Origin of the sequence: Tolypothrix sp. PCC 7712, from assembly GCF_025860405.1 — a bacterium.
Lineage (GTDB): Bacteria > Cyanobacteriota > Cyanobacteriia > Cyanobacteriales > Nostocaceae > Aulosira > Aulosira diplosiphon.
Genome location: NZ_CP063785.1, coordinates 4,034,774 through 4,049,338 on the forward strand (window position 1 = coordinate 4,034,774; position 14,565 = coordinate 4,049,338).

Annotated in this window: 12 protein-coding genes and 1 pseudogene; 3 read left to right on the plus strand and 10 right to left on the minus strand. The window is 39.9% G+C overall.

The genetic code is table 11. The annotated features are described in order from the left end of the window. The first annotated feature begins 84 nt into the window (after nucleotides 1-84). Entirely contained in the window at nucleotides 85-819 is a 735-nt protein-coding gene (locus HGR01_RS16825; RefSeq protein WP_228045471.1) for a hypothetical protein, read from the plus strand. Nucleotides 820-928: 109 nt separating this feature from the next. On the opposite strand, the gene HGR01_RS16830 is transcribed toward HGR01_RS16825, so the two are convergent. Together HGR01_RS16830 and HGR01_RS16835 are read right to left on the minus strand one after the other, a co-directional pair. Then, on the minus strand, nucleotides 929-2,188 hold the full coding sequence (locus HGR01_RS16830; RefSeq protein ID WP_045869843.1) for an ABC transporter ATP-binding protein: 1,260 nt from the start codon (nucleotides 2,186-2,188) through the stop codon (nucleotides 929-931). A 29-nt stretch (nucleotides 2,189-2,217) separates the two neighbouring features. Next, nucleotides 2,218-3,090 (minus strand): ABC transporter permease, encoded by an 873-nt coding sequence (locus HGR01_RS16835; protein WP_045869842.1) that lies wholly within the window; start codon nucleotides 3,088-3,090, stop codon nucleotides 2,218-2,220. A 221-nt stretch (nucleotides 3,091-3,311) separates the two neighbouring features. On the opposite strand from HGR01_RS16835, the gene HGR01_RS16840 reads away from it, so the two are divergent. Beyond that, entirely contained in the window at nucleotides 3,312-3,941 is a 630-nt protein-coding gene (locus HGR01_RS16840; protein WP_045869841.1) for a hypothetical protein, read from the plus strand. Between the two features lie 220 nt (nucleotides 3,942-4,161). Here HGR01_RS16840 and HGR01_RS16845 read toward each other — a convergent pair whose 3' ends face one another. The 7 genes and pseudogenes from HGR01_RS16845 to HGR01_RS16875 form a co-directional block, all read right to left on the minus strand. Continuing rightward, nucleotides 4,162-5,142, minus strand: coding sequence for a glycosyltransferase family 2 protein (locus tag HGR01_RS16845; protein ID WP_045869840.1), 981 nt, complete (start codon nucleotides 5,140-5,142; stop codon nucleotides 4,162-4,164). Between the two features lie 7 nt (nucleotides 5,143-5,149). Continuing rightward, the gene (locus HGR01_RS16850) at nucleotides 5,150-6,451 is read right to left on the minus strand and encodes a glycosyltransferase (protein WP_045869839.1); all 1,302 of its coding nucleotides are present in this window, start codon (nucleotides 6,449-6,451) and stop codon (nucleotides 5,150-5,152) included. 584 nt (nucleotides 6,452-7,035) lie between these two features. Continuing rightward, the gene (locus tag HGR01_RS16855; RefSeq protein ID WP_045869838.1) at nucleotides 7,036-7,239 is read right to left on the minus strand and encodes a hypothetical protein; all 204 of its coding nucleotides are present in this window, start codon (nucleotides 7,237-7,239) and stop codon (nucleotides 7,036-7,038) included. A gap of 674 nt (nucleotides 7,240-7,913) precedes the next feature. After that, on the minus strand, nucleotides 7,914-9,092 hold the full coding sequence (locus HGR01_RS16860; protein WP_045869837.1) for a methanobactin export MATE transporter MbnM: 1,179 nt from the start codon (nucleotides 9,090-9,092) through the stop codon (nucleotides 7,914-7,916). A 9-nt stretch (nucleotides 9,093-9,101) separates the two neighbouring features. Continuing rightward, nucleotides 9,102-10,115, minus strand: coding sequence for a cytochrome d ubiquinol oxidase subunit II (gene cydB / locus HGR01_RS16865; RefSeq protein ID WP_045869836.1), 1,014 nt, complete (start codon nucleotides 10,113-10,115; stop codon nucleotides 9,102-9,104). Between the two features lie 8 nt (nucleotides 10,116-10,123). Then, nucleotides 10,124-11,568: pseudogene (locus HGR01_RS16870) on the minus strand (cytochrome ubiquinol oxidase subunit I). Between the two features lie 286 nt (nucleotides 11,569-11,854). Further along, on the minus strand, nucleotides 11,855-12,847 hold the full coding sequence (locus HGR01_RS16875) for an MbnP family copper-binding protein (RefSeq protein ID WP_263420022.1): 993 nt from the start codon (nucleotides 12,845-12,847) through the stop codon (nucleotides 11,855-11,857). A 213-nt stretch (nucleotides 12,848-13,060) separates the two neighbouring features. Here HGR01_RS16875 and HGR01_RS16880 point away from each other — a divergent pair, with 213 nt between their 5' ends. Further along, nucleotides 13,061-13,840 carry a hypothetical protein gene (locus HGR01_RS16880; RefSeq protein ID WP_045869835.1) on the plus strand — a complete coding sequence of 260 codons (780 nt, stop codon included), beginning with the start codon at nucleotides 13,061-13,063 and terminating at the stop codon, nucleotides 13,838-13,840. Between the two features lie 350 nt (nucleotides 13,841-14,190). Here HGR01_RS16880 and HGR01_RS16885 read toward each other — a convergent pair whose 3' ends face one another. Next, on the minus strand, nucleotides 14,191-14,457 hold the full coding sequence (locus HGR01_RS16885) for a hypothetical protein (protein WP_045869834.1): 267 nt from the start codon (nucleotides 14,455-14,457) through the stop codon (nucleotides 14,191-14,193). Between the last annotated feature and the right edge of the window lie 108 nt (nucleotides 14,458-14,565).

A 14,565-nucleotide genomic window follows, 5' to 3' on the forward strand; every position in this document is an offset into this window, starting at 1 on the left:
CCTATTAATTAAAAAAACACTTGGGTAAATCCCTTGTAATTAAAAGTACTTTAGCCTATTTGTAATGGGTAAAATTTTTAACTTATGTCTGAAGCTAATAGTTCAATGGTAACACCAGTTACAGACACATTTCCCGATTTAGCCACTGCCTTATTAACTCACTATAGCTTTGACCTGAGTGGTTATAGCGCCAGTGAGCTAATTAGGCGTTGGAAAACCCATTACCCACTTGAATGGCTACATATTGCAGTCATAGAAGCATTGTATCAAGGTCGTTATAAAGCAGTTTCCGTACAACAAATTTTAAATTTCTGGCACAGAAAAGGCCAGGCTACTTATCATTTCAATATGGAATTTGAGCGCTTAATTTGTAGCAAATTTCCTGAAAGCTTAACCGCAATTCCATCACCAGTTTTATATCCAGCTAAGAAAAACCTCTCTGTAGAAAAAACTAGTTATCATTTATCATCTCCCACAGGCGATGCATCAGCTACCAAAGTTAATCATGACTATCATCAAAGACAACTTCCGCCTGTAAAAGTAGTACCTCAACCAGAAAAACCAGCAGAAACAGCAGCATTTGTCCCCGATGAACAGCCAAGTGTGCAGCCTGAATACGCTGTTGCACAAGCTAGTAATAATTCTCCTCGGTTTCTCCCCGCTGCAGCCAATCATAGTCCCATTGGACAATTTACTCCCGAAATTAGCGATCGCACCGATTCCTTTACATCTAAACTCAAAGCTATGTCTGGTAGACAAATACCCCGCAGAAGCTTTAGCAGAGATTATTTTCTCGATGAAAATAGTGTGATTAGTTGATTGTTGATTGTTGACTGTTGACTGTTGACTGGGAGAAATAATTTTTGACTTTTGACTCTTGTACAGACGCGATTCATCGCGTCTCTTAGACTTTTGACAAACTGCTATATTATTTATTCAAAACTTGCCATTTTCTTGGTTGATAAAATAAAGAACGACTGGTAATTTTGCTGGCTTTGACAGTAAATCGGAATGATTCGACAACATCAAAAGAACAGACACCTTCTTTAATGTAGATTTTGGCTGTATATACACCAGCTAACAAGCAAACATAAGGCATCTGCATTTGGATTTCTATTCTACCTGGTAATATTTTTAAAGGTTCATTATCGCTGGCGGAAGTTATATATAAAACTCGCTCGTTCTGTCCAGATAAAGCTGTAATTAATACGCCTAAATTAGCATATTCAACTTCTCTATAAGCTTTGCATTCTACGCATAAATAGGCTGGTTCTCCACAAAGGGGAGCAGTTAATATATTACCCTGTTCATCCTTAAAACAAAGAGAAATAATATCTACTCCTAAACTTTCGCTTTCGGGTTTTTCTGGTAAATACATGACTCCTAAAACTGTGTCTGCACCAGCTAAACTTAAATCCTCTTCGTATTGCCGAATTACTGCTTCAGTCTCTCCAGCTTGAATTAATTTACCTTGAGCAAGATACAGAGAATTCTCACAGACATTTAAAACCACATGGGGATTATGGGAAACTAAAATAAAAGCTGTACCTGCTTGCCTTAGTTGTGCTAGTTTTTGGTAACATTTCACCCGAAAATTGATATCCCCAACCGCCAAAACTTCATCAATTAATAAAATATCGGGTTCTATATGTACAGCACAAGCAAAACCTAACCTTGCAGCCATTCCGGAACTATAGGTTTGTACAGGTGCATCAATCGCATCAGCAATTCCAGCAAAGTCTATCACATCTTGAAATCTCGCTGTAATTTCTGGTGTTGATAAACCCAAAATTGACATATTAGCATAGATATTTTCTCGCCCTGTGAGAATCGGATTAAATCCTGCACCTAAAGCAATTAACGGTGCTAATTTTCCTCTAACTTTGACATAGCCAGTATCAGGATTAATCAAGCCACTAATAATGCGTAATAATGTACTTTTTCCGGCTCCATTTGCGCCTACCAATCCTAAAGCTTCTCCCCGGCGTAGTTGAAAACTTACATCTTTTAGCGCCCAAAATTCTTGAGGACGTAGAGTATCACTTCTCCGATTTCCGCCGATGATTTCTGTACAAATATCTTGCACGCCATATAACAAAGACTGCTTGAGATTTCGACAAAATTTTTTAGAAACATTATCTACAGAAATCAACAAATCGGAATCTTGAGGCTGAATCTCATCAAGCATTATCTAAATTACGAATTACGAACTACAAATTACGAACTGACTCTTTCTACGACAAATGGCATAGCTAACCGGAATACAATCCAAGTTACGATTAATCCTATTAAAGTAATGGCACTAACAATCAAAAATGCAGAAAAATTAGATATCACACCTGTTGTCGCTAATTCTCTGGCTGTGACTAATAGCGGAGTCACAGGATTAAGCTGAACTAAAAAACCGAAGATTCCTTGTTTTGGTACAGGATAAACTACGGGAGTTAAAAATAACCAAAAGCCTGTAATTAAAGTTAAACCTCTGGATACATCTTGATATAATATCCCCAAAGGAGCTAATAAAAGCCCAATAAATATTCCGAGTAAAACTAAATTAATTAACGCCACAGGTGCGAGAATTACTGTCCAAGTTACAGAAATTTTAAACCAGATAAACAACGCCACAATTAAAATTAACTTGATAGCAAAGTTAAAAAATACTTCGCCAATTTTTGCCAAAATCAATGCTTCTCGGGGAAAATTGACTCTGGCTAACATTGGTTTGGCTACACTTACAGCTTGCACTGGGCCATTTAAAGCTTCGACAAATGTTTGCCATAATGCAGTGCTGAATATCACATAGGCTGGATAGGGTAAATCTGTAGCGCCAATGTTAATTACATTAGCATCGTGAGCTAAGGTAAATCCTGCTGCCATAATTATTGGTGGCAAAAAAGCCCAAGCTATACCGAAAAACGATTGACGATACTGAGCGCTAATATCCCGGAATAGTAGCCGCCAAGCCAGTTCCCGCGAAGCTAACAAGTCGCGCCACATTTGTTTACCTAATTGAATGGGATGTCTCAGGCGGCTCTCAGGTGTATAAATAACTTCAGATAGCTGTGAATTTAAATCCTGCTGTCGCTTCACGATTTCTCCCTGTTACATTAGACAGATCCGAACCTAGTTAAATGTATTATTTTCAACATTTATGGCATTATAAAGGCGATAGGTTAGCAAACCTGTATTGACAGTAGTTTTTATGTATTTGCAACACATTTATTATCAGGCCACAGCACTGCTGTGTTTCTACAATGTGTTCTATTTAGGTAAAAATTGCTGGAAACGAAAGATGAATTTGAGGTAATGGCGTGAGTACATTTCTATCAGGTGTGGCAGTATTCCTTTCTACTGTCGCTTTGTTATGTGGCGGCTATGCAGCTTACGAAGTGTTCACGCTGCGACAGACGCTAAATACTACTAGCACTAGCACACAAACTAATACTGTTCCTCCAATTTCTACCAAACAATCAGTTCCCCCGGAACCAGAAACAACCGCATCAGCATCAGCATCACCAGAAACAACACCCTCACCCGCGGCTACCTCGGCAAATGCGATTCAGCCTGGACAATTTGTGCAGCCTGCTTTTGGGAATAAGGCTGAAGTTGAGATACTTTCAGCAAAACGGATTAAAGACCCCGAAACCGCAAACCGTGACGTGATAAATTTACAGATGCGTATCCGTCGCCAAGCTACGGATGGTGTTGGTGGTAGCGATATCATATCGATTGCGAATACAACTGCGCGTAATCCTGACACCAGTGAAACCTATAAAGGAGTTTCTGCAAATCGCTCAACAGGAACTGTTTCTTTAGCACAATTGCGTCCCAAAGCATCAGCCGATGCTTATGTCTGGATTAGGGTTCCTGATGGTGTCAAAAACGTAGACCTGTTTGTGCCAGATACAGCAGCATTTAAAAATCTACCAATTGCTAACTAATACCGATTTGAAGAATGTTTACGACATATAAAAAGATTCATCAGGTCAGATATTTGTCGTATTCTTTTTTCAAATTGGTATACATAGGTGGGGAAAAAGGGGAAGGGGGAATGGGGAAAGGGAAAGACAATACCTTTGACCCTTCCCCTTTAACCTTTTCCCCAAACTCAATTATGAGTCCAAAATACTTAGTTAAGTGGTAAAGGCGCGATCGCACATCTTACCATGTTGTAATCCAACGGTTTAATACCCGATCCAGCAGACGCAGGATTTTACTCACTACCCGAAAGCCAAAGTTCCCGACGGGAAATTTGCGCGCAAAGGGGTGGACAATTGTCATATGCCGTCTTGATCCCAAGCGTTTATACCTGTTCTGAAAATATTCGTCTTCGCTGAGGTTCCATTTTTGTAGTAAGTGTTTCAGGCTAGAGAATTCCCAGCGATCGCTCCACCGCAACATATAGTAATGTAGATCTGTCCACTCTAATGGCGGCCCTGGAACGTAAGTCACGATGGATTCAGGTTCGAGGTAAATTGTGCCGCCAGCTGCATTTACTAACATACATAAATCAACATGTTCTTTGGTAGAAAGTAACTCTTCATCCAAAAAACCAATTTGTTGGAATATTTCTGTGCGGATCAGCACACAGTGGAACTCTGCTAACCCAGTTTCCTCTCGTTTTAGCTGGGGTTGCACATCTACTACTCGCTTACCTTGAAGATAAATCTTTTCAATAATCCGCCGTCTTGTGGTTTCACCTTTAGTTTCTTCCCTCACCCCAGTTTCCCCACCTGCACAATGTACTTCTTCATGTACTGGTGTACCCTGACAGGTAAGGGGGCCGACTATAGTTGCTTCTGTCGTTTCGGCACATTCTATCAATGCTTCTAGCCAACCAGGAGTAACAACTACATCGTTATCGAGAAAAACCACATACTTACTGCTAACTTCTCGCAAACCAAGATTTCTGGCGCAGTTAGGAGATAAATATTTTTCGGTGCGAATCAGTTGAAATTGTTTTTGCGCTGCTTGCTCTGCAAGATAATCTCTAATATGAGCAGGTGAATTGACATCTACGTAAATTAATTTAAATGGATAAGTCGTATGCTCCCAGACGCTGGTTAAAGATTCCTGAGTGTAGCTAAAACGTTCTCGCGGAACCACAACAATAGTTACTTGGGGTATATCTGGTAAATTCATCTATGCGTTAACTCCCTGAGGCTTCATAGTTCAGCCTGCCTGCTACAGCTAAAGTTGGTTGTAGTAGAGGTAAATTATTAGCAATTACTTGTTGATAAATTTGTACTAGCTCATCATTGAGCTTGTTCATATCATAGTGTGTTTCCACATAGGCGCGGCCTGCTGCACCCATTTGTGACCAAATTTCTGGATGTTCTATGAGGTAAGTTAATTTTTCTGCGATCGCATCCGCATCTCTCTCTGGAACTAGAAAACCGGAAATCCCATCTTCTACTAGTTCCGGGATACCACCATGTTGGGTACTGATGACTGGTAAACCCATAGCCATTGCTTCTTTTAAGGTGTTGAGGGGAGCATCTTGATTACCATCATCAGCTGTGATGCTAGGAGCCAGAAAAATATGCGCTTGATCTAAAATTTCAATAATTGCCGGCTGATTTTTCCAGCCTAAAAGTTTTACTTGTTCAGTAACATTTAAATCTTGAATTAGTTGTGCTAACTCATCTCTTAAATAGCCATCGCCAATAATGTTGTATTCGATATCAGGATAAATCTTCGCTACCTTGGCAACTGCACGAATGCTGTATTCTATACCTTTTTTCGGTATCAGGCGGCAAGTTGTAGCCAGATAAATTTTGCCTTTGGGTTCAGGTGGTAGCCTGGTTTTAAATTGAAACTGACTACAATCAATTCCCGAACCATGCACAACAATTTTTTGGGAATCGCAACCAATACTGAGGGCTTTGGTTTGAAAATATTTGCAGTTAGCTAAGAAAAAATCTCCTTTAGTAAACAGTTCATCATAAATATGTTCTCCATATTCATGGACAAACCAGCTAATATCATAACCGCGAAACGAAGTAATTAGCTTACCCCTAATCGCGCCCATATCCCGCCACGCCATCCCTTCCCGTGCCAATGTCCCAAATTGACAGTGAATTATATCGTAGGTTTTTGTGTTTAATAATGGGATAACTGAGTAGAGTAGTCTTAGAGAAGCTGCCCATCTACCATATTTGAAAACATTTAGCGATCGCAGCAAGACTAAGGGATTTTTCTGAAAGTTAGCAATGATTAATTTTACCGCTTTCAGCAACCGCCAAAAGAAATTTTGTGGGATTGACGGTTGAAATTTTGTCCGTCCTAGTAACTGATATTTAATTATATCTGGATGCAATTGCACGGTATTACCTGGTTGATATGCATAGATATCAACATCATGTCCCCGGGCAATCAAACCTATAATTTGATTAACAATAAATGTTTCCGACAAGACGGGGAAATACCCTACTACGAAAGCTATTTTCATTATCAAATTTTAAAGTTTAGATTATTGCTTGATATTTGCAGCTTTTTGGATGATTAACTGCTTTATCTATCTTTTGGTAGAGTGTTTTTTATGAGATTTGAGTAAATTTCAGTATATATTGTTCCTGATTCCACAAAATATATTTTTTAATTTTAGCGTTAAAAAATTGATTGCATCTGGCAAATTTTCAGGTCATAAATATTACATTTAAGGGCAAAAAAAGCCCTCAGATACAATCTGAGGGCTGGGTGTGCATTGATACTGCACAGACGATGGGAAAATCAAAGATATATAAGAAATCAGCCACAGCAGGTAAACACTGGCTGGAAAATTTATATAGCAATTCGATTTGATTTTTGACAACAATCTCAGTATTCGGATACGGAGTTTATCCCGCACCTTCTCAAAGCTGTGATGACGTATTCTCGGTGAGAAAAGACTACGTAGATTTTCAAAAATCAATAAGGAATTCTATAGTAATAGTAAGTATTGCACCTGGAATTGACAAAAGAATGTCAAAATCATGGCGTAACTATGTCTATTTTGACTATTTTGCTCTAATTTGGCAATAAACCGACAATAGCCTACAATCCTCTATCTGCTGCTAACTTCCGCAATTTTTGGACTAATTCATTGCTACCACCAAGCTGATGCTTTTTGCCTAAATCGATCAGTTCGCGTTCTATTTGTTGTCTATCTATCGCGTCACCATCTAAGTAAAACCCAAATAATATGTCTATTAATGCATCTGTATTTTTGTTTGTGATGTATATCAAGTTTTCAATCATTGTATAACTCCACAATTACATTATTGGTTGTAACCAGCCTGGAGTAAGGAACACAGCATAATTTTTATGTATACCTTATCCAGTTCCATGTTATTTTTCCCGTGCTTTTACTGAAACTAACAAAGGGTATGTAAAGAAAAATGTTACCAGTAATAATTCTTAGTATTTTTTCGCAAAAAAAAACCATAGCTGGTAACTACGGTTTTTCTGAGCGAACTGATTCTAACTTGCCGTGAGCAGATGGAAGTATTACAACGTAAGTCCTCTGGCGTTGTATCATCTCTTTGAAAACATAGTCTAGTGGCTCTAGAAGAATTCGTCATTACTTAGATAACCTATTTAATTCAGTGAAATATTTAGCTAAGTGACCCTGAAAGTTTCAATACTTGGTAATTTAAATGCATCTGTATTTACTTATTTCTCTGTAATAACTCGGTAAGATGCAAAACTTCAAGCACTTTACTACTCTGAAACTTCTATGACAATCGCAAATTTACACTATGACTGCAATAGAAAATTCCGTAGTTTAATGTAATATTTCTTTAAAGAGAATTCTGGGCAATATAAAACCCTGAGTCACCTCAGGGCGGGCTAAAAAGTAATATACCAGCGATCGTTATTATCGACTGACTTATATCAGAGTTGACTCATCCGTTTGGTATATTTTTTATCTATCAAAAGACAGATCTGCCGGACTTATCCCCGTGAGGATTACTTAGTTTGGGGTTGTGAGTAAAGGTTTCATCAGTCAGGCTGTGCAAGAATGCCAGTAAATCTTGTTTTTCGCTCTCAGATAATTTAAAACCGGAAATAAACTCACTTTTGAGAGGATTTTTACTGCCATCTCCGGCAAACTTTCCTGTATGAATTGTTCTACCACCTGCTTGGTAGTGATCGATAACTCCCGCCAGGGTAGCGATACTGCCATCATGCATATAAGGAGCAGTTAAAGCAATATTCCTGAGAGTCGGAGCTTTAAACCTACCCATATCAGATGGTTTGGCAGTAATTGCATAAACACCTGTATTATCAGGTGGATAAGCTCCTTTACCATCAATGTTGTAAAGTCCAGTGTTATGAAAGGCGATTTCTACAAAAGCTAGGCGTTCGTGAATCACAGAATCGCTGAAGTTAATACCACCATGACAATGAAAACATTCCAAACTTTCACTATGAAATAATTTCTCGCCTCGTTTAGCAGCGTCAGAAATCGCCTGAGCATCGCCGCCAAAGCGATAGCGATCGTAGGGAGAGTTAACAGAAATGAGAGTGCGTTCAAAACTAGCTAAGGCTTTAGTGAGATTGCTGAGGCTAATTGCATCCTTTCCCTTACCAAAAGCTGCAGTAAACATTTGCCGATATTGGCGATCGCTTTCTAGCATAGCCAATATTTGTGTTTCCCTTCCTACCATACCCATTTCTATTGGATGTTCGCCAAACATGGGCACAAGAGCCTGATTTTCTAACTTTGTGATCAAAGGATTAGCCCAAGTCAACACCGGATTGTAGGCAATATTAGCCAAACTCATAGAATTTCGCGGGTGTTTTTCGCCAGTGGCTCCCACAGCTATTGGTTTACCATCTGTAAAGGCTAGTGACTGGATATGACAAGATGCACAAGAAAATTCACCTGTAATTGATAAGCGCTGCTCATAGAACAGGTGTCTTCCCAATTTCACCTTTGCAGCACTCATCGGATTATCTGCTGGCACAATTGGCTTTGGCATCCAAGTTGGCAGATTCCAGTCATAATCGGAAGTTGAGGAAGCAGAGAAAGCTTTACCCAGTCCGACTGACAGACAAATGGATAATAAAAAAATGATAGCGAGGGTAAACCAGCGAGATAATTTCATGGCAATACATCATTCACTGTAGTTACCGCCAGTCACCTTACCTCGAAATACAATGTACTGGTAAAGGTTATAAAACAGCATTACAGGGATGAGAAAGCCGATAAAAATAATCATGATCACCAACGAACTGGGATCGGCAGCTGCCTCATAAATCGTAATTTGTGGTGGGATGATATAAGGAAAGACAATCAAGCCTAAGCCAATAAATGACAGGATAAACAGCAGAATAGTCCAGACAAAAGGCGCTCGTTCTTGCTTAAGATTCAGACTTTGTAAAAGTTGCCAAATCAACAGTACTCCCAGTATGGGTATGAGCGCAAAGATATAAACTAGGGGTTGCTGAAACAACCGAGTTCTGGCACTTTCATAAATTATTGGTGTGGTAATTGTAATTAGCACCGCACCTATGAGAGTTGTCCAAGCTGCAATTTTGGCTGTTTTATAATGTGTTGCTTGCAATTCCCCCGTGGTTTTCCACACGAGATAAGTAGAACCAATCAACACGTATGCTTGAATTAAGGTCAATGCTACCAACACTGAAGGTAAACTGAACCAGTCCCAGGTACTACCGATAAAGTGTCCAGTTTCATCCACTTTAATACCTTTGAGTACTGCACCCAAAGCGAAACCTTGACCGAGTGCAGCCGCAAAACTTCCTGCACCAAAAGCGAAATTCCAAAATAATTTGCGTCTAGCTAATTCCCGAAATTCAAAGGCGACACCCCGAAAAATAAACCCAAACACCATCACGAAAATCGGGATATACAAGGCATTTAAAATTGTGCCATAAGCTAAAGGAAAAGCCCCAAATAAACCTCCTCCCATGAGGACTAGCCAAGTTTCATTAGCATCCCAAATGTTGCTTAAGCTAGTCATCAAAATTCCCCGACGTTCTTCATCAGAGGAGGTTAGAGACAAAATACCTACCCCTAAATCAAATCCATCTAGCATGACATAGAGGAAGAGAAACAGAGCTAGGATTACAAACCAGACTTGCGGCAGAAAATACTCGAGCGTCTCCATATCATCTCCTACTGTTGTGCTTCTACAGGACGCTCATCGGGTACAAACTCCCCAGGAGTAGTATCTATTGCGGGTTTGGTAATTTCTACCCCAGGAATTGGTAGTTCTAAATTTGGCCCTGTGCGAATAATCCGGCTACCAAAGTACATCGCGGCAATAAATAACAGGGTATAAACTAAGGCAAAGCTAGTCAGTGAAACTAAGACATTACTAGCTGGTAACCGAGAAGCCGCATCAACGGTGCGAATTTGTCCGTAAAGTGTCCAAGGCTGTCTGCCCACACAACGCACAATCCAACCAGATTCTACAGCAATGTATCCTAAAGGTGCAGCACATACCCAAGCCCACATCAACCAACGCTGCTGCGCGATATTTTCGGCGGAAAGTTTACCTCGCAACCATTGCAGGGTACTCAGTAGCATTAAACCAGCAAAGAAAAAGCCGATCGCAATCATCACCCGGAAGGCGTAATAAATTAAACCTACCATGCGCGGACGATCCTCTGGTTGCCATTCTTTTAAACCGCGTACTGGTTGGGAAAGATTCTGTTTAAATTCCAAAATGTATCCCAAAGCGTTAGGAATGGTAATTTCCCAATCATTTTTCTCGGCTTTAACATTGGGTATAGCGAGTAAACTCCAATCAGCAGGTTGTCCGGCGGGTGTGCTTTCCCACTGGGCTTCCATTGCTGCCAGTTTTGTGGGTTGATAGTGATAAACTTGCTCGCCGCTTAAATGCCCAATATATATTTGTAATGGTGCAACTGCGATCGCAGCTGCTAAAGCAATCTTCAAAGACTTACTAAAAAAAGCTGTATGGCGCTGCTTGACAATGTACCAAGCGCTAATACCACCAATCACAAACAAAGATGTCTCTAGTGTGGCAAAAAACATATGCAGCACACTATTGACCATAAAAGGATTTAAAATTGCCTGAAAATAATCGTGAACGATAAACTTGCCATTGATCATTTCTCCACCTGCGGGTGTTTGCATCCAAGAATTGGCTGTCAAAATCCACAAAGTTGACAAGTTGGCACCAAAAGCAACCAAGATGGTGGAAAGATAGTGAATGGTAGGATTTACTCTTTCCCAACCAAATAACATAATTCCCAAAAAAGCCGCTTCTAGCATAAAGGCCCAAGAAGCTTCAAACCCAATTACACTGCCAAAAAAATTGCCTACAGCTTCCGAGAAGGGGCCCAGTTAGTACCAAACTGAAATTCCATTGGAATACCAGTGGCGACACCAATGCCAAAATTTAGGACGTAGAATTTAGACCAAAATCGGGCATGGAGATAGTAATCTGGATTACGAGTTTTGAGCCATAATCCCTCTACAATCACCAAATAAATGCCCATCCCTGTAGTCAGCACAGGCCAAAGCATATGAAAGATGGCTGTCAGCGCAAACTGCATCCGTGATAGCACTACGGAATCGGATAAAAATTCCACTAAGTTTTCTCCATTAGCTAGCCACAATATTTAAGATAAATGATTACTGGTTAACGCAATTTTAGCGCCGCCAATGATGCGTTAGCGGTAGCGTAACGCATCCTACTGGCGCGGCAAGGCTAAAATGTGGCAATATAATTTTCTTGTGGGGTGGACATCTTGTCCGCCCAGGACGGGCAAGATGCCCATCCCACAAGAGTTTGACTAATGCACTACTTAAGGCTAGACACGCCACTACTGTTTTTGTAACCAATCCAAAATCCAAAATCCAAAATCTAAAATCGCTTTATTCCACTCTAAAAAATGCTTGCCCAGCAGTAGGTTTATTAGCAAATGGGATACCAATATTAGCCATAATTCCAGCGCAATCACCATCATCAGGGGATGACATACAACCTGGTGGGCTATTGGGCTGATTAGCTGCTAAATTCGTATTTGCTACTAATGCTGCAACGTCGGCAATAATTACATTCTTTGTCAGATCAAACTTCGTAAAAAATAACTTGACTCTATTACGATTGCTACAACTTGCGGGTTTTTGACTACCTTCAGCAGCTTGACAACCAGTACTACCCAAGTGAATGGGGAAACCTTGTCCGTGATGACTATGTTGATCATCCTTTGGACTTGCGCCTAGACTTTGACTCGCCAAATCCAGGCGCAGAAATTTATACCCCGATAGCCAATTCCACCAAAGTGAAGTCAAATTCAGTGGTGATGGCGCTGTCACAACATCAGCATGATTGAGATTGAAGGGTACACCCAGAGTAAATTGCAGTCCTTGATAATTGCCTTTGGGTACTGTGCCAATAACTTGATTACGTGTCTCTACTGTGCCATTTGCACAAGCACCAGATTTATTTTCAAAGTCTAGCAAGGCTACGTTTTGATATTGCCATTTATTATCTTGGGTTAAAGTTACGGGTACAGTTTTGCCGTTACTATCAACTAATGCAACATCAGATACATAAAACCTAAAGTCAGAGAAAGTGACTTTTGTTGCTGGTTTGCCTAAACCAACGTAGCTTCTACCACACTCAAAAGGCAGTTTGCCGACTTTGGCGTTAAATTTAATACTTACTTCTTGGGTTTGACCATTGGCAGTTAAAGCTACACCATCATTCCCTAAAACAGCAGTCAGGGGAATTGCCATCATTGCGATCCACTGAAGGCTTTTAGCTACACCAATCGCGGCTGATTTGACAAACAACAGCATTTCTTTACCACTGCTTAAATCGAGGTGTGTGACAATTCTCGATAACAGTGGAGTTACTGTCAAAAGACGGGTTGTCGTATTACCAAATAGTCTATGGCCTGCACCGCAAATTTCCCTGATGGTATATAAGCGCACAGTTTGATACTTTGACGATGAAGTAAAGTTGCATCTCGTATAAAAAGACAGTCTGTCAAAGATTTTTTAATTCTGTCGAGAACAATAAAAAAGCGATCGCTTAGTGTAAATTGCAGCTTAATATCTGAAAGGAGAATAGATATGCAGCTTCTGGAAGCTCCTAGCGTGACGGTCATTGCTGGTGAAAATGCGGTGACTGTTTCTCAACTACCTGCTGTGTGGCAAAATATCGCCAGAGGGGTGGCTGATGTGGGAATGTGCGATCCACAATGCTATGTTGAGATGGCGCAGTTGTTTCAATACAAATTGGAACATGGTGATGTAGACTTATTTAGCGATCGCCCAGATTTAGCTCACTTCAAACCTACTTTTTCTCAGTTATTTGGGCAGTTAGCCAGAGAAACCCTAGAATTCTACGGTCAAGATTTCCTGATTAGTAGCTATCCCAACTTTGCAGAAATTCTCCGCGATGTCGAGTCAAAGGGTGTAGAGTATGCCGATGAGGTAAAAGTAGCGCGCATTGGCATCGAACTTTTTGAAGAATTTGGTTATGAGTTACCCGCCAGCTTTTATCATGTCCATCTAGCGCCAATTTATCGAGATCATGTGTTTGAAGAACGCGCTTTAAGATTTGACAAGCGCGATATAGAACACAAACGTTCTTGGGATGCTGTATTACACGCGGGTAAAGTATTTGCTATCCAAATGAGGGTACAAAGCATTGCTGCTAAATACGGTTTTACCTATCAACATGGCTGTGGTTGCAACTCTCACCTTTCATCTATTGATGCATCGGCTGGGGCTTTTGCATACGAAATCAGCCCCCAAAAGCGTCAACGTTGGCTTCGTAGCTTCATTTGGACTGCTTGGTATGAGTACGCTTTCTTTGCGATCGTACCGAATACTATTTATCTAGTCTGAGGTTTATTACCTGAATTTCTCACCAGATTTTTGTTGGCAAATTTCTATAGCAATCCTATTGAATTCACCAAAATTGTAATACCACAAATTTTGAGAATTAATGCTTTAGGTAGATATTTGTTCTGCCTGTGAATTTTAAACTCGGGAGTGGTAGGACACTTATGTAATGACTCACACAAGCTTTTCCTCACATCATTGATGTGGGGATTTTATTTTTGTTGGGCGTGCGTAACGCACCGTCGCGTGGATGGTGCGTTAGGCGCTAGGATAGTTATTTCGTGACAAATTATATTGGAAATCAGCGCCTAACACACCCTACATTAATTTTATGTTTACTTGATAAATAAACTCTAATAAAAGTGATTATTTATATCCTCTTCTCCTTCAATCAATAACAAAGTCATCATATCTGCCTCAATAAAACTCGTTAATTTAAAATCAGACATAGCTTTCAAGTCCTCAATAGCAACTTTTTCAGAGTAGTATTTAAATATTATTTGAATCGCTTTATTTTTATCTAAATAATTTTGGTAGCTACTATCCTTTTGCATCAAATGTTCAACAATTTTTGATATTCTCTCCAACAGAGCTTCTTGATATCCATAAACTTCTGGCATAATATTCTTTGATTTTGAATCTATTACCCCAATTATAATTTCTCTTAATTCATTTACTTTGCCATTAAAAAAAGGCGGGCAAGATGCCCACCCTACAAGAGAATTCCA

Coding starts and splice junctions, on each gene's coding strand:
- HGR01_RS16885 (WP_045869834.1), bottom strand. CDS start 14,457: ATGCCAGAAGTTTATGGATATCAAGAAGCTCTGTTGGAGAGAATATCA.
- HGR01_RS16855 (WP_045869838.1), bottom strand. CDS start 7,239: ATGATTGAAAACTTGATATACATCACAAACAAAAATACAGATGCATTA.
- HGR01_RS16845 (WP_045869840.1), bottom strand. CDS start 5,142: ATGAATTTACCAGATATACCCCAAGTAACTATTGTTGTGGTTCCGCGA.
- HGR01_RS16860 (WP_045869837.1), bottom strand. CDS start 9,092: ATGAAATTATCTCGCTGGTTTACCCTCGCTATCATTTTTTTATTATCC.
- HGR01_RS16880 (WP_045869835.1), top strand. CDS start 13,061: ATGCAGCTTCTGGAAGCTCCTAGCGTGACGGTCATTGCTGGTGAAAAT.
- HGR01_RS16825 (WP_228045471.1), top strand. CDS start 85: ATGTCTGAAGCTAATAGTTCAATGGTAACACCAGTTACAGACACATTT.
- cydB (WP_045869836.1), bottom strand. CDS start 10,115: ATGGAGACGCTCGAGTATTTTCTGCCGCAAGTCTGGTTTGTAATCCTA.
- HGR01_RS16830 (WP_045869843.1), bottom strand. CDS start 2,188: ATGCTTGATGAGATTCAGCCTCAAGATTCCGATTTGTTGATTTCTGTA.
- HGR01_RS16850 (WP_045869839.1), bottom strand. CDS start 6,451: ATGAAAATAGCTTTCGTAGTAGGGTATTTCCCCGTCTTGTCGGAAACA.